At 68.6% G+C, this 18,690-nt stretch carries 20 protein-coding genes and 1 tRNA gene; 8 read left to right on the forward strand and 13 right to left on the reverse strand.

All coding sequences use genetic code 11. From position 1 onward, the window contains the following. Window positions 1-21: 21 nt before the first annotated feature. From KS03_RS25950 to KS03_RS25985, 8 genes are all read right to left on the reverse strand, one after another. Window positions 22-1,044, reverse strand: coding sequence for an ABC transporter permease (locus tag KS03_RS25950; RefSeq protein ID WP_015875882.1), 1,023 nt, complete (start codon window positions 1,042-1,044; stop codon window positions 22-24). Continuing rightward, window positions 1,041-2,624, reverse strand: coding sequence for a sugar ABC transporter ATP-binding protein (locus KS03_RS25955; RefSeq protein WP_015875883.1), 1,584 nt, complete (start codon window positions 2,622-2,624; stop codon window positions 1,041-1,043). Before KS03_RS25955 ends, KS03_RS25950 begins: the two co-directional genes overlap by 4 nt. Before the next feature lie 7 nt (window positions 2,625-2,631). Continuing rightward, window positions 2,632-3,588 carry a sugar ABC transporter substrate-binding protein gene (locus KS03_RS25960; protein WP_015875884.1) on the reverse strand — a complete coding sequence of 319 codons (957 nt, stop codon included), beginning with the start codon at window positions 3,586-3,588 and terminating at the stop codon, window positions 2,632-2,634. A 380-nt stretch (window positions 3,589-3,968) separates the two neighbouring features. Next, window positions 3,969-4,898 carry a CysB family HTH-type transcriptional regulator gene (locus KS03_RS25965; protein ID WP_015875885.1) on the reverse strand — a complete coding sequence of 310 codons (930 nt, stop codon included), beginning with the start codon at window positions 4,896-4,898 and terminating at the stop codon, window positions 3,969-3,971. A 58-nt stretch (window positions 4,899-4,956) separates the two neighbouring features. Next, on the reverse strand, window positions 4,957-6,018 hold the full coding sequence (locus KS03_RS25970) for a sulfate/molybdate ABC transporter ATP-binding protein (protein WP_015875886.1): 1,062 nt from the start codon (window positions 6,016-6,018) through the stop codon (window positions 4,957-4,959). A gap of 17 nt (window positions 6,019-6,035) precedes the next feature. Then, window positions 6,036-6,956, reverse strand: a complete 921-nt coding sequence (gene cysW / locus KS03_RS25975; RefSeq protein ID WP_015875887.1) for a sulfate ABC transporter permease subunit CysW — start codon at window positions 6,954-6,956, stop codon at window positions 6,036-6,038. Then, complete coding sequence (gene cysT, locus KS03_RS25980) at window positions 6,953-7,852, reverse strand: sulfate ABC transporter permease subunit CysT (RefSeq protein ID WP_015875888.1); 900 nt, start codon at window positions 7,850-7,852, stop codon at window positions 6,953-6,955. Before cysT ends, cysW begins: the two co-directional genes overlap by 4 nt. Window positions 7,853-8,013: 161 nt before the next feature. Beyond that, window positions 8,014-9,048 carry a sulfate ABC transporter substrate-binding protein gene (locus KS03_RS25985; protein ID WP_015875889.1) on the reverse strand — a complete coding sequence of 345 codons (1,035 nt, stop codon included), beginning with the start codon at window positions 9,046-9,048 and terminating at the stop codon, window positions 8,014-8,016. A 271-nt stretch (window positions 9,049-9,319) separates the two neighbouring features. Between KS03_RS25985 and lexA the strand changes: the two genes are divergently transcribed. The 3 genes from lexA (at window position 9,320) to KS03_RS26000 (ending at window position 11,129) form a co-directional block, all read left to right on the forward strand. After that, entirely contained in the window at window positions 9,320-9,967 is a 648-nt protein-coding gene (gene lexA / locus KS03_RS25990; protein WP_035983643.1) for a transcriptional repressor LexA, read from the forward strand. 86 nt (window positions 9,968-10,053) lie between these two features. Continuing rightward, window positions 10,054-10,386: a hypothetical protein gene (locus tag KS03_RS25995; protein ID WP_015875891.1), complete on the forward strand. Its 333-nt coding sequence runs from the start codon at window positions 10,054-10,056 to the stop codon at window positions 10,384-10,386. Between the two features lie 53 nt (window positions 10,387-10,439). After that, entirely contained in the window at window positions 10,440-11,129 is a 690-nt protein-coding gene (locus KS03_RS26000) for a DUF2939 domain-containing protein (protein WP_088499466.1), read from the forward strand. Window positions 11,130-11,289: 160 nt separating this feature from the next. On the opposite strand, the gene KS03_RS26005 is transcribed toward KS03_RS26000, so the two are convergent. Beyond that, complete coding sequence (locus tag KS03_RS26005; protein ID WP_015875893.1) at window positions 11,290-11,793, reverse strand: universal stress protein; 504 nt, start codon at window positions 11,791-11,793, stop codon at window positions 11,290-11,292. Window positions 11,794-12,009: 216 nt separating this feature from the next. Here KS03_RS26005 and nodI point away from each other — a divergent pair, with 216 nt between their 5' ends. Both nodI and KS03_RS26015 read left to right on the forward strand, forming a co-directional pair. Beyond that, a complete protein-coding gene (nodI, locus tag KS03_RS26010) occupies window positions 12,010-12,924 on the forward strand; it encodes a nodulation factor ABC transporter ATP-binding protein NodI (RefSeq protein ID WP_015875894.1) in 915 nt (304 codons plus the stop codon). Between the two features lie 5 nt (window positions 12,925-12,929). After that, window positions 12,930-13,760 carry an ABC transporter permease gene (locus KS03_RS26015; protein ID WP_015875895.1) on the forward strand — a complete coding sequence of 277 codons (831 nt, stop codon included), beginning with the start codon at window positions 12,930-12,932 and terminating at the stop codon, window positions 13,758-13,760. 205 nt (window positions 13,761-13,965) lie between these two features. Here the strand turns inward: KS03_RS26015 and KS03_RS26020 are convergent, their stop codons facing one another. The 3 genes from KS03_RS26020 to KS03_RS26030 form a co-directional block, all read right to left on the reverse strand. Beyond that, window positions 13,966-14,388 carry a hypothetical protein gene (locus KS03_RS26020; RefSeq protein ID WP_015875896.1) on the reverse strand — a complete coding sequence of 141 codons (423 nt, stop codon included), beginning with the start codon at window positions 14,386-14,388 and terminating at the stop codon, window positions 13,966-13,968. Between the two features lie 123 nt (window positions 14,389-14,511). Next, entirely contained in the window at window positions 14,512-15,573 is a 1,062-nt protein-coding gene (locus tag KS03_RS26025) for a permease (protein ID WP_015875897.1), read from the reverse strand. A gap of 441 nt (window positions 15,574-16,014) precedes the next feature. Continuing rightward, window positions 16,015-16,452 carry a PaaI family thioesterase gene (locus KS03_RS26030; protein WP_015875898.1) on the reverse strand — a complete coding sequence of 146 codons (438 nt, stop codon included), beginning with the start codon at window positions 16,450-16,452 and terminating at the stop codon, window positions 16,015-16,017. Between the two features lie 160 nt (window positions 16,453-16,612). On the opposite strand from KS03_RS26030, the gene KS03_RS26035 reads away from it, so the two are divergent. The 3 genes from KS03_RS26035 to KS03_RS33105 all read left to right on the forward strand — a co-directional run bounded on the left by KS03_RS26035 (window position 16,613) and on the right by KS03_RS33105 (window position 18,586). Then, a complete protein-coding gene (locus KS03_RS26035) occupies window positions 16,613-17,089 on the forward strand; it encodes a winged helix-turn-helix transcriptional regulator (protein WP_015875899.1) in 477 nt (158 codons plus the stop codon). Between the two features lie 829 nt (window positions 17,090-17,918). Beyond that, window positions 17,919-18,209: a hypothetical protein gene (locus tag KS03_RS26045; RefSeq protein WP_015875900.1), complete on the forward strand. Its 291-nt coding sequence runs from the start codon at window positions 17,919-17,921 to the stop codon at window positions 18,207-18,209. Window positions 18,210-18,454: 245 nt separating this feature from the next. Then, the gene (locus tag KS03_RS33105) at window positions 18,455-18,586 is read left to right on the forward strand and encodes a hypothetical protein (protein ID WP_254985960.1); all 132 of its coding nucleotides are present in this window, start codon (window positions 18,455-18,457) and stop codon (window positions 18,584-18,586) included. A 23-nt stretch (window positions 18,587-18,609) separates the two neighbouring features. Here KS03_RS33105 and KS03_RS26050 read toward each other — a convergent pair. Then, window positions 18,610-18,685: transfer RNA gene (locus tag KS03_RS26050), tRNA-His, on the reverse strand. Window positions 18,686-18,690: the final 5 nt, after the last annotated feature.

Here is an 18,690-nt window from a genome sequence, read left to right on the forward strand (position 1 = left end):
GAATCCCTCTGCTCTATCTCTTTAAGTGCGCGACCGGCGGCTGCGATACGTGTCCAGTACGACGGCGACGACAATCACGGCACCGGTGATGATGCGCTTGGTCGGTTCGTTCGCGCCGATCTGGGCCAGCCCCGCCGCCAGCACCGAGATGATCAAGACGCCGAAAAACGTGCTGATCACGGAGCCGCGCCCGCCCATCAGGCTCGTACCGCCGATCACGACGGCTGCGATCACCTGCAGTTCGAGCCCGACGCCCGCATTCGGGTCGGCAGCCTCGAGCCGCGAGATCTGGAACAGCGCCGCAAGCCCCGCCAGCGCGCCCATCAACGCAAACACGACGATTTTATACGGACGAGGGTTCACCCCCGCAAGCCTGACGGCCTCTTCATTGGTACCGATACCAACCAGGTATCTGCCGAACACCGTCCGGGTAAGCACGAACTGCGCCACCAGCATCACCACGACCGCGATCGCGAAGGCCGGCGAGATGCCCAGTGCGAACGGATTCGACAGGAAATCGAAGGCATCGCCGATATACGCGGTGCGCGAATTGGTCAGCTGGTAGGCCAGCCCGCGCGCGCCCTCCAGCACGCCCAGCGAGACGATGAACGACGGAATCCGCCAGCCCACCGTCACGGCCCCGGTCACGGTTCCGGCGAGCGCCGCCGCGGCCATGCCGAGCAGCGCGGCCGGCAGCGGCGCCCAGTGCCACTGCAGCGCCGCCACGCTGACCACCGAGGCGGCCAGCGCCAGCACCGAGCCGACCGACAGATCGATGCCGGCGATGATCAGCACGAAGGTCATGCCGACCGACATCACCACCAGGTCGGGAATCTGGTTCGCGATCGTACTGAACGTGTCATACGTGAGGAAATGCGAGCTGAGCGCCGAGAACAGCGCGATCATCGCAAGCAGCGCGCCGGCCAGGCCCAGATAGTTGGAAAGCCCGAGCCGCGTGCCCGAGAGGCGCTTGGCGGAAGGCGCGGCCGCGTCGGGCGCGGCGCTGCCGGCCGTGTCGTGGCCGGGGAGAATCGGTTCGTTCATGAAGGAATTCCTGGAGTCGAATCATCTGCCGGCGCAGCCGGCGTCGGTGCGGGCGTGGCGGCGCGGCGCGCGAAGCCGGCGAACGCGGCGGCCAGCAGCGCGTCCTGGGTCCAGTGCCCGCGCTCGAACACGGCCGTCATGCGGCCGGCCGACATCACGCCGATCCGGTCGCAGATCAGCATCAGCTCGCGCAGGTCGCTCGACACCACCACGAGCGCGCGGCCCTCGCGCGCGAGGCCGCCCATCAGCGCATAGATGTCGAATTTGGCGCCGACGTCGATCCCGCGCGTGGGCTCGTCGAACAGCAGCACGCCCATCTCGTGGGCCAGCCAGCGGCCGATCACGACCTTCTGCTGGTTGCCGCCCGACAGCTCGGCGACCGGCTGCGCCGGCCCGCGCGTGCGAATCCGCATCGCCTCGATCTGGCGCTGGGCGAGCGCGTGCTCGCGCCGCGTGTCGACCACCCCGCCGCGCGAGATCCGGCCCAGCTGGCCGAGCGACACGTTGGCCGCGATCGGCTGCGACAGCAGCAGCCCCTCGCCCTTGCGGTCCTCGGTGATCAGCGCGATGCCGTGCCGGACGGCGTCGGCCGGCGAGGCGATGCGCACCGGGCGCGGCGGCGTGCCGACCGACACCGTGCCGGCCTCGGCGCGGTCGGCGCCGTAGATGAGCCGCAGCAGTTCGGTGCGCCCGGCGCCGATCAGCCCCGAGATGCCGAAGATCTCGCCCGCGCGCACCTCGAACGACACGTCGCGCACCGCGCTGCCGCGCCTGAGGCCCGCCACCGCGAGCCGCGGCGCGCCGATCCGGCGCTCGCCGAACTCGATGTGCTCGCCCACCTCGCGGCCGGCCATCAGCGCCACCAGCCGCTCGCCCGACACCTCGCCCATCGGCCCGGCGTGCACCAGCCGGCCGTCGCGCAGCACCGCCACGCGCTCGGCCACGCGCGCGAGCTCCTCGAGCCGGTGCGAGATGTAGACGAGCGCGACGCCGGCCGCCTTGAGCCGGTCGATCTGCGTGAACAGCAGCTCGACCTCGCGCGCGGTCAGCATCGCGGTGGGCTCGTCGAGGATCAGCACGCGGCAGTCGCCGATCAGGTTGCGCGCGATTTCGACCATCTGCTGGTGGCCGATGCCGAGCGCGCCGACCGGCATGTCCGGGTCGATCGCGTCGAGTCCGACGCGCGCCATCGCCTCGCGCGCGTCGGCACGCAGCCGGCGCCGGTCGATCACGCCGAAGCGGCGCGGCAGGCGGTTCAGGAACAGGTTCTCGGCCACCGTCAGGGTGGGCAGCAGGTTCAGCTCCTGCATCACCATGCGCACGCCTAGCGCCTCGGCCTCGCGGCGGCTGGCCGGCGCATAGGCGCCGCCGGCCAGCCGCATCGCACCCGCCGTGGGCGTGACGAGGCCGCCCACGATCTTCGACAGCGTGCTCTTGCCCGCGCCGTTCTCGCCCGTCAACGCGAGCGCCTCGCCCGCCTGCAGCACGAGCGAGACGTCGGCCAGCACCGGTTCCGCATAGGTCTTGCCGATGCCCGTGACCTCGAGCAGCGGCGCACCGGTGGTTGCGATCGTTGCCATGCGCGCCTTACTGCTTGACGATCAGGTCGACCGGCGTCTCGACCACGCCCGACAGCTGCGACTGCTTCTTGTGCTCGGCGATCGCCTTCAGCGCCGTGTCGATGCCGAACACGGCCTGCTTGGCCGCGTACTGGTCGGCGGTGGCGAGAATGCGGCCGTCCTGCAGCATCGGCTTGATCGCGTTGATGTCGTCGTAGCCGACCACGTAGACCTTGCCCGCCTTGCCGGCCGCGCGCACCGCCGACACCGCGCCGATCGCCATGCTGTCGTTGCCGCACAGCAGCGCCTTCAGGTTCGGATATTCGTTGAGCATCGCCGAGGCGACCGCGTTGCCCTTGTCGATCTCCCACTCGCCCGACTGGACCGACACCACCTTCACGCCCGCCGCCTTCATCGCGTCCTGGTAGCCGGCCGTGCGCTGCTGCGCATTGGTGGTGGTCGACACGCCCTCGACGATGCCCACCTCGTCGCCCGCCTTCAGGCGCTTGGCGAGATAGTCGCCGACCTTGCGCGCGCCCTTGCGGTTGTCGGGGCCGACGAACGGCACGTTGAGGTTCTTGGACTTCAGCACGTCCGGATCGAGCCGGTTGTCGATGTTGACGACGATGATGCCGGCATCCACCGCCTTCTTCACCACCGGCACCAGCGCCTTCGAATCGGCCGGTGCCAGCACGATCGCGTCGGCCTTGGCCACGATCATCTGCTCGACGATGCGGATCTGGTTGGCCGTGTCGGTTTCGTCCTTGATGCCGTTCGTGACCAGCTCGAACAGCGCCGGGTTGTGCTGCTGATACTCCTTCGCGCCGTTCTCCATGGTCAGGAAGAACTCGTTGGCGAGCGACTTCATCACCAGCGCGACCTTCGGCTTGTGCGCGGCCTGGGCCTGCGCGGCGGGCGGCACGATCGCGATGGCGGCGCCGGCGAGCGCGGCGGCGAGAACACGGCGGCGAATACGGAAATCCATACAACTTCTCCTCATTGGTCTGTCCCGGTTGCCCGGGTGTCGTTTTCATGTTGAGCAAACGTTTGCTCGATAGTGTCCGGCACGGCGCGAAAACAGCCACGCGCGCACCCCGAAAGGCGGCGAACCCGGCTTGCGACGGCTCACGTCGGCATGCCCGGTGGCATTCCAGCGGATCGGACCGGCCGGCCGCGCACTTCGGCAGGCGCCAATGCTGGACCGATTGCGCGGGATGCGCAACGGGGTTTTGCCCTGATTGAACGTGGATGGAGAGTGAGTCGGGTGCGACGCTTGTGCGCAGCCTCGATGACGACGCGGGTGCCGGTGCGGCCCGGAACGACATGGCGCCGGCGCCGCCGCTCGGCGGGCGCGGCGCCGCGTGCTCAGAGTACGGTTTCCTTCAGTTGCGCGGCGATCTCGGCCTCGGTCAGGTGCGGTGCGAACATTTCGAGCAGCCGGTAGGCATAGGAGCGCAGGAACGCGCCCTTGCGCAGGCCCACCCGCGTCGTGCTGGCCTCGAACAGGTGCTGGGTGTCGAGCGCCACGAGCCCCGCGTCGCGCTGCGCGTCGTAGGCCATCGCGGCCACCACGCCGATGCCCATGCCGAGCTCGACATAGGTCTTGATCACGTCCGCGTCGATCGCCGTCAGCACCACGTCGGGCACCGCGCCCGCCTTCGCGAACGCCTGGTCGATGTGCGAGCGGCCCGTGAAGTCCTGGTCGTAGGTGATGATCGGATGCTCGGCGATTTCCTCGAGCGTCAGGTTCTCGCGGCCCACCAGCGGGTGATCCTTCGGCACCACCACGGTGTGATGCCACGAATAGCACGGGAACGTGACGATGTCCGGGTAGCGGTCGAGCGCCTCGGTCGAGATGCCGACGTCGGCCTCGCCGCTCAGGATCATCTGCGCGATCTGCTGCGGGCTGCCCTGGCGCAGCGCCAGATGAACCTTCGGAAACACCTCGGTGAACTGGCGGATCACCTTCGGCAGCGCGTAGCGCGCCTGCGTGTGGGTGGTCGCCACCACCAGGTGGCCGCTGTCCTGGTCGGCATACTGGCGCGCCACGCGGCGCAGGTTCTCGGCGTCGAGCAGCATCCGCTCGATCAGCTGATGCACGGCCTTGCCCGGTTCGGTCAGGCCGGTCAGCCGCTTGCCGCGGCGCACGAAGATGTCCACGCCGAGTTCGTCCTCCAGATCCTTGATCTGCTTCGAAACGCCCGACTGCGACGTGTAGAGCACGTTCGCGACCTCGGTCAGGTTCATGTTCTGGCGTACCGCTTCCCGAACGAAGCGCAGTTGTTGGAAGTTCATGGGTCAGCCTCTCAGGGGCGTTGTCGTGATAGGGGTCGATGGCGACGAAAGGCGGGCCTCAGCGCGCCGGAAACACGCGCGCATGGCGCGGCACCGCGGTGGCGCCGTCGCCCACGCCGAGCGCGAGCGCGCGCCAGGTGTCGCGATCGAGTTCGGCCTCCAGCGGCGCGCCGCCGGCGCGCGGCGCGAGTTCGACGCGCACCGTGCCGCCCAGCGGCACCACGCGCCGCACGTCCACCGCGATGCCGTCGCCGCGCGCCTGGCCGGCGGCGACGATCTGCAGGTCGTGCGGGCGCACGTAGGCATGCGCGCGGCCGGCGAAGCCGGCCGCCACCGCGATCGGGCCGGCCGCGCCGTCGGCCACGAAGCCGTCGCCTTGCACCACGCCGTCGAGCCGGTTGGCCGCGCCCAGGAACTCGTAGACGAACGCGCTCTGCGGATGGTCGTACACCTCCTGCGGGCTGCCCACCTGCTCCACGCGGCCGTGATTGAGCACGACGATGCGGTCGGCCACTTCCAGCGCCTCCTCCTGGTCGTGCGTGACGAACAGCGTCGAGATGTGCAGGTCGTCGTGCAGGCGCCGCAGCCAGCCGCGCAGCTCCTTGCGGACCTTCGCGTCGAGCGCGCCGAACGGCTCGTCGAGCAGCAGCACCTTCGGCTCCACCGCGAGCGCGCGGGCCAGCGCGATGCGCTGGCGCTGGCCGCCCGAGAGCTCGGACGGATAGCGCGGCGCCAGCCAATCGAGCTGCACCAGCCTGAGCAGCTCGTGCACCTTCTCGCGAATCACGGCCTCGGACGCACGCTCGGCGCGCGGCTTCACGCGCAGCCCGAACGCGACGTTCTCGAACACCGTCATATGGCGGAACAGCGCGTAGTGCTGGAACACGAAGCCGACCTGGCGCTCGCGCGCGCCGACGTCGGCCACGTCCTGGCCTTGCAGCACGACCTGGCCCGCGTCCGCGTGCTCGAGGCCCGCGATCACGCGCAGCAGCGTGGTCTTGCCGCAGCCGGACGGGCCGAGCAGCGCCACCAGCTCGCCGGGCGGGAAATCGAGCGAGACGTCGTCGAGCGCCGTGAAGTCGCCGAATTGCTTGTGCAGGTTACGAACGGTGATACCCATCTGGTGTGCCTCTTCGATCAGGAGTGCGCCGTGGCGCCAGCGCGCGCCGCGGCGATTTCGGCCGACATGCGGCGTTCGGCCAGCAGCTTCAGCGCCAGCGTGACGAGCGCGAGCAGGGCCAGCACCGAGGCCACCGCGAACGCGGCCGAGAAGTTGTATTCGTTGTAGAGGATCTCGACATGCAGCGGCATGGTGTCGGTCTGGCCGCGGATATGGCCCGACACCACCGATACCGCGCCGAACTCGCCCATCGCGCGCGCGTTGCAGAGAATCACGCCGTACAGCAGGCCCCAGCGCACGTTGGGCAGCGTCACGCGGCGGAAGATCTGCCAGCCGGAGGCGCCCAGCACGCGCGCGGCTTCCTCCTCGTCGTTGCCTTGGGCCTGCATCAGCGGGATCAGCTCGCGCGCGACGAACGGGAAGGTGACGAAGATCGTCGCCAGCACGATGCCGGGCACGGCGAAGATGATCTGGACGTCATGTGCCTCGAGCCACGGCCCGAGCCAGCCCTGCGCGCCGAACAGCAGCACGTAGACGAGGCCCGAGATGACCGGCGACACCGAGAACGGCAGGTCGATCAGCGTGGTCAGCAGCGCCTTGCCGCGAAACTCGAACTTGGCGATCGCCCACGACGCGCAGACCCCGAACACCAGGTTCAGCGGCACCGCGATCGCGGCCACCGTCACGGTCAGCTCGATGGCGGCCCAGGCGTCGGGGTCGCCGAGCGCCTCGAAGTAGAAGCCGATGCCCTTGGCCAGCGCCTGCGCGAACACGGCCGCGAGCGGCACCACCAGGAAGCCGGCCAGGAACAGCAGCGCGAGGCCGGTCAGCGCCCAGCGCACCAGCCGCGATTCGGTGACGGGATCGCGCCGGCGCGCGGCCTTCGCACGCGGCGCGGCGCCGGCGGGCAGCACGGCTGAGGTGGATTCGCGGCTCATTGCGCACCTCCGGCGGCGGCCGCCGCAGTGCCGGCCACGGCCGGCACCGGAGCGCTCGCGCTGCGGCCGGTGCGGCGCTGCAGCCACCATTGCAGCGTATTGATGAGCAGCAGCATCAGGAACGAGACCACCAGCATCACCACCGCGATCGCGGTGGCGCCCGCGTAGTCGTACTGCTCGAGCTTGGTGATGATCAAGAGCGAGGTGATCTCGGACTTCATCGGCACGTTTCCGGCGATGAAGATCACCGAGCCGTACTCGCCGAGCGCACGCGCGAACGCAAGCGCGAAGCCCGTCAACAGGGCCGGGAACACGGCCGGCAGCACCACCCGGCGGAACGTCAGCCAGCGCGAGGCGCCGAGGCAGGCGGCGGCCTCCTCCTGCTCGCGCTCGAATTCCTCGAGCACGGGCTGCACCGTGCGCACCACGAACGGCAGCCCGATGAAGGTCAGCGCCACCAGCACGCCGAGCGGCGTGAATGCGATCTTGATGCCCAGCGGCGCGAGATAGCGGCCGAGCCAGCCGTTGGAGGCGTAGACGGCCGCCAGCGAAATGCCCGCGACCGAGGTCGGCAGCGCGAACGGCAGGTCGACGATCGCGTCGACGACGCGCTGGAACGGGAACCGGTAGCGCACCAGCACCCAGGCCACCAGGAAGCCGAACACGGCGTTGATCAGCGCGCCGCCGAACGCCGCAAGGAAGGTGAGCCGGTACGAGGCGAGCACGCGCGCGGAAGTCGTCGCGGCGACGAACTGGTCCCAGGTCAGCGTCGCGGTCTTCAGAAAGGTGGAGGCGAGCGGTATCAGCACCACGAGGCTCAGATAGGCCACCGTGATGCCGAGCGTCACGCCGAAGCCGGGCAGCGCGCTCGGCTTGCGGAAGGTGTACGTCGTCATGCGAATGCGCTTCCTAGGTTGACATGGGAGGCGCGGCCGCGCCGAAGGTGCCGGCCGGCCGCGCGTCAATTCGAGTCCATCGTTGTATCGGGCCGCGCGTGCGCTCGCTCGCGCCGCGCGGCCTCGGTTTGCTGCCCTGCCGCGGGTACTGCGTGCCGCGCTTATTGCGGCTGGTAGATCGAGTCGAACACGCCGCCGTCGGCGAAGTGCGTCTTCTGCGCGTTGGCCCAGCCGCCGAAGGTGTCGTCGACGGTGTAGAGCTTGAGCTTCGGGAACTGCTTCGTCAGTTCGGCCGGCACGTCCTTCGAGCGCGGGCGATAGAAATTGCGCGCCGCGATTTCCTGGCCCTGCTTGCTGTAGAGGAAGTTCAGATAGGCTTCGGCCAGCTTGCGGTCGCCCTTCCTGTCCACCACCTTGTCGACCACCGCGACGGGCGGCTCGGCCAGGATGCTGACGGAGGGCACGACGATCTGGAACTTGTCAGGGCCGAACTCCTTCAGCGACAGGAACGCCTCGTTTTCCCAGGCGATCAGCACGTCGCCGATGCCGCGCTGCACGAAGCTGGTGGTCGCGCCGCGCGCGCCCGAATCGAGCACGCCCGCGTTCTTGTAGAGCTTGGCCACGAAGTCCTTCGCGCTCTGCGCGTTGCCGCCCGGCCGGTGCAGCGCGTAGGCCCAGGCCGCGAGGTAGTTCCAGCGCGCGCCGCCCGAGGTTTTCGGGTTCGGCGTGACGATCGACACGCCCGGCTTGATCAGGTCGTCCCAATCCTTGATGCCCTTCGGGTTGCCCTTGCGCACCAGGAACACGATGGTGGAGGTGTAAGGCGAGGCGTTGTCGGGCAGGCGCTTCTGCCAGTCCTTGGCGACGAGGCCCTTGTTGGCCAGCGCGTCGATGTCGTAGGCGAGCGCGAGCGTCACCACGTCGGCCTGCAGGCCGTCGAGCACCGAGCGCGCCTGCGCGCCGGAGCCGCCGTGCGACTGCTTGAAGTTGACGGTCTCGCCCGTCTTGGCCTTCCATTCCTTGCCGAACGCCTGGTTGACGTCCTGATACAGCTCGCGGGTCGGATCATACGAGACGTTCAGCAACGTCGTGTCCGCGAGTGCGTGCGTGACGCCGCCGAGCGCCGCCGTGCCTACCGCCAGCGTGGCGATCAGACGGCGGACCCCGCCCGCCAGCCCCATGTTGCCCTTGACCATCCCGTGATCTCCCGAGGTGCGTGGATCGTTTTTTGCAATGCCGGGCCAGTCTAGCGAAGGGCTTACATCATTAAAAATAATCGTTCCGAATTCTTTTATATGAAAAAGTGGTAAGGACCGTCCGACGGACGGTTGCGGCATCGAAACCGCCGTTTCGACGTCGCTCGATCGCGGCAGAATCGACGCGATAGCGCCGAACCTGAAGTAACGCTTGAATTTCCCCGACTACTGTATAAAAATACAGATCACTGTCTATCCATACAGTCCGACCATGACCAAACTCACCGCACGCCAGCAGCAAGTGTTCGACCTGGTTCGCCGCGCGATCGAGCGCTCCGGCTTCCCGCCGACCCGCGCCGAGATTGCGGCCGAACTCGGCTTCAGTTCGCCGAACGCGGCCGAGGAGCACTTGCGCGCCCTTGCCCGCAAGGGCGTGATCGAGCTGGCCGCCGGCGCCTCGCGCGGCATTCGCCTGCTCGGTCTCGACGAGGCGCCGCACCAGCTCACGCTGCCGCATGCGGCGCTGATGCAACTGTCGCTGCCGCTCGTCGGGCGTGTCGCGGCAGGTAGCCCGATCCTCGCGCAGGAACACATCTCGCAGCACTACGCTTGCGACCCGGCCCTCTTCACGAGCAAACCCGACTACCTGCTGAAGGTACGCGGGCTGTCGATGCGCGACGCCGGCATCCTCGACGGCGATCTGCTCGCCGTGCAGAAGCGCAGCGAAGCCAAGGACGGCCAGATCATCGTCGCGCGGCTCGGCGACGACGTCACCGTCAAGCGCCTGAAGCGCCATTCCACCGGCATCGAGCTGATCGCCGAAAACCCCGACTACGAAAACATCTTCGTGAAGGCCGGCAGCGCGGAATTCGCGCTCGAAGGCATCGCCGTCGGGCTGATCCGCTCCGGGGAACTGTAATACCGGGGCCGGCTGCCGGTCGCTTCGTCCGCTGCCGGCTTGAATCTGCTCAGCACGTTCGTCCCTCCATCCGATCTGGAGAACACATGGAACGCTTCACCCGCCTGTTGCCCTTCCGTCAATTCGGCCGCCTGCGCCATCTGCGGGGCCGCACGCCCTGCGCACCGCTGGCCGGCGAACCCGCCGAAACCGGCGCCCTGCCGCTGGCCATCGAGCCGGCCGCGGCGGCCGCGCTGCCGTCGGCGCTGCCGGCCTTCGCGCGCGTCTCGCTGAATGCCGGGCTTAATCATGCCGAGCCGGCACGCCGTGCGCCGGTGCGCGTCTACCACGGGCAATCGCGCGTGATCATGGTGGGAACGATCGATGCAGTGTGTCGCATGATCGATCGTTGTATCGCCGAGGAGCGCTCGGCGGCCTGATGGTCTGATACGCTCTCCAGGTTCCGAGACCGTCTTTCGAGACAGGAGGCCTGGTGTCCGTTTCCCCGTCGTCCGATTCATCGTCCGATTCGTCGTCCGTTCCGCCCCCGCGCCGCAGGCGGCTCGGCTGGCTGCTTGCCGTGGTTGCCGTCGCACTGCTCGCGGTGATCCTGTATGCGGCCGCGTCGCCCTATCTCGCCTTGCGCGGGTTGAAGCAGGCAGTCGATGCGCGCGATGCGCAGGCGATCAGCCGCTATGTCGACTACCCGGCCCTGCGCATCAGCCTGAAACAGCAGTTGACCGATGAACTGATGCGTCGCATCGACCTGCAGCGGCACGACAATCCGCTCGCGATGCTCGGCGCGATGGTCGGCTCGGCCTTGATCGGCCCGCTCGTCGATGCCTACGCGACGCCCGAGGGCGTCGCCGCGCTGCTCAGCGGCCTGCCGCCGAACGGCGATCCGCGCCAGCAGCCGCCGGCGCTCGATCGGCCCGCGCCGCCGGCTGCCCCACCCGCCCCGGCATCCGGCGCGCTGGCCGCGCCCCCCGCCACGGCCAGCGCGCCGCCGCCCGGCAGCGCTGCGGTGCCGCCTGCGGCGCCGCAATCGAGCGCCGCCTACCATGGCATCAACGAGTTCGTCGCCGTTTATCAGCGCAACGCCGGCGGCACGCGCTACGCCGCGATCTTCCGGCGCAGCGGCCTGTTCGGCTGGAAGCTCAGCGCGATCGATCTGCAGCCCTGACGCATCCGCGCCGCCAGGAGCGAAAGCGGCCGGCGACAGGGGCGAAAGCCGCCGCCGGCGGGCACGGAATTCGCGCCGCGCCGGCTCGCCTGCCAAGCAAGGGGGCCGGTCCGGCCGATCGATCGTGCCGATCGTGCCGATCGTCCCGCCCGGCCGGCGCTCAGGCCTGGGAGGCCGCCGCGAGCGCGGCTTCCTTTTCCTTCGCCAGCTCCTCGCGCTGCTCGTCGGACGACGCGCAGGCCACCAGGATGCTGCACGAAACGCGGTCGAGCAGTTGCGTGTTGCCGGCGCCCATCCACCAGCGCGAGAGCCCGCTGCGACAGCGGTGGCCGACGACGACCAGATCGGCGCCAAGCTCCTTCGCGAGATTCGCGATCTCGTCGATCGGATAACCGAACGCGAAATGGCCCTGCGCCTGGACGCCGCGCGCGGTCAGCCAGTCGACGCCCTCCTGCAGGATCGCGCGCGCCGTCTCCTCGAAACGCCCGCAGGCAACGTCGGTCAGCAGCCCGGCGCTCTGCGCGATGCTCGAGCGCATGTCCACCACCGACAGCAGATGGGTCTCGGCCTTCAGTTCGAGCGCGAGGTCGGCACCGCAGCGCAGCGCCTTGCGGCCCTCGAGCGTGCCGTCGTAGCAGAGCAGGATTTTCTGATAACTGGCCATGATCGCCTCCGTTGCGAGATCGGTCGTCGCTCCATGATCGTGCGCCGCAATTCGGGATGCAAGGGCTGGAAAACACCCAGGCCCTTGCCGGGCAGGCGTGCCGCGTCACGGTGCACGCTTGCACGATGGCGCGGCAGGTGCGGGCGGTTATCGGGCCCGATGCACTAGAATGGCGGCTTCGTGAGCCCTTCCGCCCCTTTCGCCCCGCGCACCGTCATGTCCGTCGCTCCGATCGAATTCCTCGATGTCAAAAAAAGCTTCGGCGCGCGGCTCGTCGTCGATCATCTGTCGTTTCGCGTGCAGCGCGGCGAATGCTTCGGGCTGCTCGGCCCGAACGGCGCCGGCAAGACCACCACGCTGCGGATGCTGCTCGGCATCACGCAGCCCGACGCCGGCTCGATCCGGCTCTGCGACGAGCCGGTGCCGGGGCGCGCGCGCCATGCACGGCAGCGCGTGGGCGTGGTACCGCAGTTCGATAATCTCGACCCCGACTTCACGGTGCGCGAGAATCTGCTCGTGTTCGGACGCTACTTCGGCTTGTCGGCCGGCCAGGCGCGCGAGCTGGTGCCGTCGCTGCTCGAATTCGCGAAACTCGAGAGCAAGGCCGAGGCGAAAGTGGGCGAGCTGTCGGGCGGCATGAAGCGCCGCCTCACGCTGGCGCGCGCGCTCGTCAACGATCCGGACGTGCTGGTGCTCGACGAGCCGACCACGGGGCTCGATCCGCAGGCGCGGCATCTGATGTGGGAGCGGCTGCGCTCGCTGCTGGCGCGCGGCAAGACGATCCTGCTGACCACGCACTTCATGGAGGAGGCCGAGCGGCTCTGCGACCGGCTCTGCATCGTCGAATCGGGCCGCAAGATCGCCGAGGGCGCGCCGCCGGCGCTGATCGAGACCGAGATCGGCTGCGACGTGGTGGAAATCTACGGCACCGACCCGGCCGCGCTGCGCGACGAACTCGCGCCGCTCGTCGCGCGTGCCGAAATCAGCGGCGAGACGCTGTTCTGTTACGTGGACGATGCCGAGCCGCTCGCCCGAACGCTGAAGGGCCGGCCCGGCCTGCGCTACCTGCACCGGCCGGCAAATCTCGAAGACGTGTTCCTGCGGCTGACCGGCCGCGACATGCAGGACTGACCGCCATGCCTACCGGCCACTCGCCGTCCCCCGCGGCGCCGCGATCGCGCGACGCCCGCATCACGATCGCGCTGCCCGCCAACGCGACCAACTGGATCGCCGTCTGGCGCCGCAACTATCTGGTCTGGCGCAAGCTCGCGTTCGCGTCGATGATCGGCAACCTCGCCGATCCGATGATCTACCTGTTCGGGCTGGGCCTCGGGCTCGGGCTGATGGTCGGCCACGTCGACGGCGTGTCGTACATCGCCTTCCTGGCTGCCGGCACGACCGGCTCGAGCGTGATGATGTCGGCCAGCTTCGAGGCGATGTATTCGGCGTTTTCGCGCATGCATGCGCAGCGCACCTGGGAGGCGATCATGCATACGCCGCTCGCGCTCGGCGACATCGTGCTCGGCGAGATCGTCTGGGCCGCCAGCAAGGCGATGCTGTCGGGCACCGCGATCATGCTGGTCGCGGGCGCGCTCGGCTACGCATCGTTTCCCTCGCTGCTGGCGGCCGTGCCGGCGATCGCGCTCGCCGGCCTGGCGTTCGCGAGCGTCACGATGATCGTGACGGCAGTGGCGCCGTCCTACGACTTCTTCATGTTCTACCAGACGCTCGCGCTCACGCCGATGCTGCTGCTCTCGGGCGTGTTCTTTCCCGTCGAGCAACTGCCCGCCGTCGCGCGCTATGCCGCCAACGCGCTGCCGCTCGCGAACGCCATCGACCTGATCCGGCCCGCCATGCTGGGCCGGCCGGTCAGCGACGTCGCGCTGCATGCGGGCGTGCTGGCCGCCTACGCGCTGGTCGGCTTCCTCGTCTCGGCCTGGCTGTTCCGCCGCCGCATGATGCGCTGAAGCAGCGGCGCGCGCGGTTGCGCCCGAGCGCGCCCCATTGCGCGGCGGCACCGTGCGCTGCCGCGCATGCCGCCCCGCCGCGCCATCCCGCAACAGAGCGAGACGCATGCGCGGCGCTCACCGCAGGCAGACACGCATCCGCGGTGCCGCTTCGCGCCTGCGAGCGCCCGGCCAACGGGCGCCTCGGCGGCCACCGTGGCGGTGCTTACGCGTCGTCGTCGCCCCAGGGCATCTCGACATCGGTCAGGAACGCCACCGTCGCGATCGGGCCGCCTTCGTGGCGGCCGAGCTTGCCGTCGGCACGATGCCATTCGACACGGAACATCGTGCCCGGATCGTCGGCCAGCAGGTAGACCGAACGCAGCTCCTCCTCGTCCGCTTCCTCGACCGGACCGTCGAACGACACGCGCATGCGCTGCGGCCAGAGGCCATTGACGGGATCGTAGATCCGGTCGCCCTGCGGGATGTCGATGCTGGCCTCGACGCCGATCGTCGAGGACGCCTCGACGATCATCTTGCCGAGTGCGTTCAGCACCGCCGTCGCGCGTGCGGAATTGGCCTGGCGGATCGCGAGATCGCCTCGCGTCAGCGCCTGTTCGAGTTTCGGATGGATCTTGTGTTGCTTCATGCCTAATCCTGATTGCTTCGGGGGAAGCCGCCGCGAGATCGCGGCGGCGGTCGATTCGTCATGCTTCTGGCCGCACGGGATGGGCGGCGCGGCCGAGACACGGAGCCGGTCGGACGCCGGCGCTCAGAAGCCGAGCGCCACCGCGGCGAAGCCGCCCACGATGCCGAAACCCACCACGAGCGCCGCGACCAGCGCGAGCGAACGGGCCGGGAACGAACGCGACAGCATCGCCATCGACGGCACGCTCACGGGCGGCAGCGTCAGCAGCAGCGCCGCGGCCGGGCCGACGCCCACGCCCAGCGCGAGCATGGCCTGGACGATCGGCACCTCGCCCGCAGTCGGAATCACGAACAGCATGCCGGCGACCGCGAACGCGACGATCCACAGCACGGTGTTGCCGACGTCCGCGCCGACATGCGGGAACAGCCACGCGCGCGCCGCGCCGAGCAGCAGCACCAGCACGATGTACTCGGGCACGAGGCGCAGCGTCATGCGCGCGAGCAGTTCGAGCCAGCGCGCGAACGGATTGCCCGGTACGGCCTGCCCGGCCGCGAGGCGAGCCAGCGTCGCGTCGTCGAGGGGCGGCGCAGCCGGTGCTGCGAGCCGGTTCAGCAGATAGCCGATGCCGAACACCATCACGACGCCGAACGCGATCCGCAGGCCGACCCACTGCCAGCCGAGCACGAAGCCGATGAAGACCAGCGTGGCCGGATTGAGCACCGTGTTGCCGAGCCAGAACGCCACCGCGCCGCCCGGCGACGCCTGCCGCGCGCGCAGGCCGGCCACCACCGGCGCGGCGCAGCAGGTACACATCATGCCCGGCAACGACAGCAGGCCGCCCGCGACGACGCTGCCGAAGCCGGTGCGTCCGAGCAGCCGCGCGATCGCTCGCGCGGGCAACAGCGCCTGGATCGCCGAGCCGAGCAGCAGGCCCAGCACCATCGCCTGCCAGATCGCCTTGCCGTAGGCCCAGGCGTAATCGAGCGCCGCGCGCCAGGACGGCGCCGGCGCGTTGCTCGCGGCGCCCATCAGGATCGACTGGCCGATCGAATGATGCTCGGCCGCGACGAAGGCGCGGTGGTAGTACGGAAACCACTTCACGTAGAACAGACCGACGATCGCGATCAGCGCGAATGTCGCCCAGCCGAGCGCCGGAGAAGTGGTCGTGGTGCGGGTCGTGTTCATGTCCTTGACTGCGTGCGGGCCCGTGAGCGTGATCGGCGGGCTCGGTCGCCCGCCTGCATGGATCCGCGCCTGCGCAAAGCCAGGCGCGGCGCCCGTCATCAGGTGCCAGGGCTGGCGCGTGATGACGGGCGAAGCGTGGATTATCGCATGCGGCGGCTGCGAGGCGGCAGCCGGCGGCGCATCGATGCGAGGCGCGGCGGCCTGGACGGGCTTCGGCACCCATGCCGCCGGGTGGCGGCGCAGGGGTGGCGTGCCGCTCAAGGCACGGCGAAGGTATCGCAATCGCGCCCGTCGCCGCGCCGCAGCCGGCTCACGCGCGGCTCGCTCGTGCCATGCGTGAACGCATCGGGCACCGCGTAGCCGCGGCGGCCGCGCGGCGGGCAGCGGTCAAGACGGCGCCGAAGGCGTGGGCCGTGGCGCGCCCTCGCCCCCGCTGCGCGCTTATTCGGGCCGCAGGATGAAGCAGGTGGCCGAGCCTTGCGCGACGATCTTGTCGTCGGGGGTCTTGAGCGTGCCCTCGGCAACGCCGAGCGTGCGCGACAGATGCGTCACGCGCCCCTCGGCGATCAGTTCGACGTCGCGCGGCACCGGGCGCAGCATCTTCACGTGCAGGTCGACCGTGCCGTAGCCGACGCCCTGCTCGAGCATCGAATGCACCGCGCAGCCCGTCACCGAATCGAGCACCGTGGCGGCGAATCCGCCATGCACGCCGCCCAGCGGATTCAGATGGCGCTCGTCGGCGCGTGCCGTCATCCTCACGTAGCCGAGCTCGACCGTGTCGAGCTGCATCGGCATGGTCCGGGTGATCGACGGTGCGGGCACGTCGCCCGCGGCCGCCGCACGCAACAGGTCGATGCCGGAAAAATCGAGCGGTTTCATCAGCACACTCCTTATCGCCGGGCGAATTCCGGCGCATTAGTTAGTTCCAAAACAGAACGCATTATTCTTTGCGCAATCGAATGCTGTCAACGCGGTAATCGTCAGTTCGAGCGAGCGTTCTATAATCGAACCCACTAGGCCAACCAAGCGAGAGCTACCGATGAAATGGGACGACGTGGGCGAGTTCCCGTGCTCGATTGCGCGCACGCTGGCCGTGCTCGGCGATCGCTGGACCATGCTGATCCTGCGCAACGCGTTTTACGGCGTGCGCCGCTTCGATGCGTTCCAGGCCCAGTTGGGGCTGACGCGCCATGTGCTTGCCGACCGGCTCGCGCGACTCGTGGAGGAAGGGGTGTTTGTCCGGCGGCAATACCAGGAGCGGCCGCCGCGCCATGAGTACCGGCTTTCCGACAAGGGGCGCGACCTGTATCCGGTGCTGCTGGCGCTGACAGCCTGGGGCGACCGCTGGAAGGACGAAGGCGCCGGGCCGCCCGTGCTGATCCGCCACAAGCACTGCGGTGCGCTGCTGCGGCCGCTCATGGTCTGCTCGGAGTGCGGCGAACCGCTCGATCCTCGCGATATCGAACTGCTGCCGGGCCCAGGGACCAAGCCGAAAGCCGCCGGCGAAGCGCACTGATCAGGCCTGGCTTCGGCACCGGCGTCGCCAGGGCCCGCGCCGGAAGCTTAGCCGTCGTTACGCGTAAAAAAGCCCGCTTCGGTGTCGACGAAGCGGGCTAAAACTCAAGTCAGCCGAGGCAAGTCAGCTGTCGATCGAAGGATAACGGCAAGGCGCGGGAAAGCTTCGGTTTCTTTCCCCGAGTCTTGCGCAAGATCAAGTTTACTTCGAGCGACAAGCTTGTTTACGAAGCCCAAACCTGTGGTGCGCATTGAAGCGCCAAACAAAAACGGCGCCAACCTGTCGGCTGGCGCCGTCTATAACTAGACCCGCTTCTGAGTTCCTGAGGGCGGCTGAACGAACCGGAGCCCGCACTGCGGCAGCACGAGCGCCGCCGTCAACCGCCTTTTCCGTTATATGGCTCATGGCCCCGGGCATCGAATGTGGGAACAACTGGGCACCCTGGGACCTCGGAGCGACGAACGCTCCGAAAAGCATCCGCGATTCTACGCCGGCTGGCACGGCGTTCACAAGCACGGCGAGTGGTCCCTCTCTCGCCCGCGTCTTGCCGTCTATCACTGGAATCGATTATTTGCCGGTCTTATGATCCCGGCGCGGCTTCTCTGTCCGCAAGGGCCCGGCCTGCTTTCTCCCATGCTTAGCTTTGCCAATCATTTGCCCGCTGCGCGCCGTCGACCTGTACTTCCCGGCCCCGTAACGGCTTTCGAAGGCTGCGGTGCAATCCATCCCGATTCCGGAGACGCCGTCGCCAGCGTGATGCTCGATACCGATCATGGCTATGCGAGAATCGAAACTCTTCCGTTCCTCAACCCACCACGACGGGGTTCGCATGGCCATCAACATCACCTTGAACTACACCGAGCGCGCTCGCGCAGTCATGACGGGAGCGCAGAACGCCACCTTCCATTACGAAGCCGATGCCCCCTTCCCTCAGACCGGCGACTTCCTCGAAAACGAACTCCCCGGCGGGCCACAAACCTTCATCGTGATCGGACGCGTCTTTCGATATCGGCCGAACGAAGTCGCTGTCAGCGTTTATCTCGATCTGCCGCCCGAGCCCACCTTGGAGCAAGGCACTTCTGGCCCGGAACTGTCGACATGGGAGAAGCTGGGCGGCTGAGATCCAACCCGCCGCAGCGACCTTGCCGTTTAGCCGCGATGTCTTGCGGACCATCGCGCCGATCTCCCGACACGGCTGCGTCCCCACTGCGCGCGCCAACTGCCGATTCACGATCGCGCTAGCCAGGCGTCTGCCGTCACGATCCCGAACTGGCATTCGGTGACGGGCGACGTGCCTGGCGTGAGGGGCGGTGCCGGTCACCGAGCCGTCGAATCGGGACGCGGATGCCCGCGATTCGGCTGCGCATGTACATCGCAACACGGCGCATCGGCACCACGACCCGGGGGGAAGGGAAAAGCTCGAAGGAAGGGAAAAGCGGCGAACGCCAGGGCGCGAATTCCGAAATCCGCATCGCGAAAAGCAAAACAGGCGCCTGAGCGCCTGTTTTGAATGAATTCTTTGGGGTGGCTGATGGGACTCGAACCCACGACGACAGGAATCACAATCCTGGACTCTACCAACTGAGCTACAGCCACCACTG

The sequence above is a fragment of the Burkholderia glumae LMG 2196 = ATCC 33617 genome (assembly GCF_000960995.1).
Lineage (GTDB): Bacteria > Pseudomonadota > Gammaproteobacteria > Burkholderiales > Burkholderiaceae > Burkholderia > Burkholderia glumae.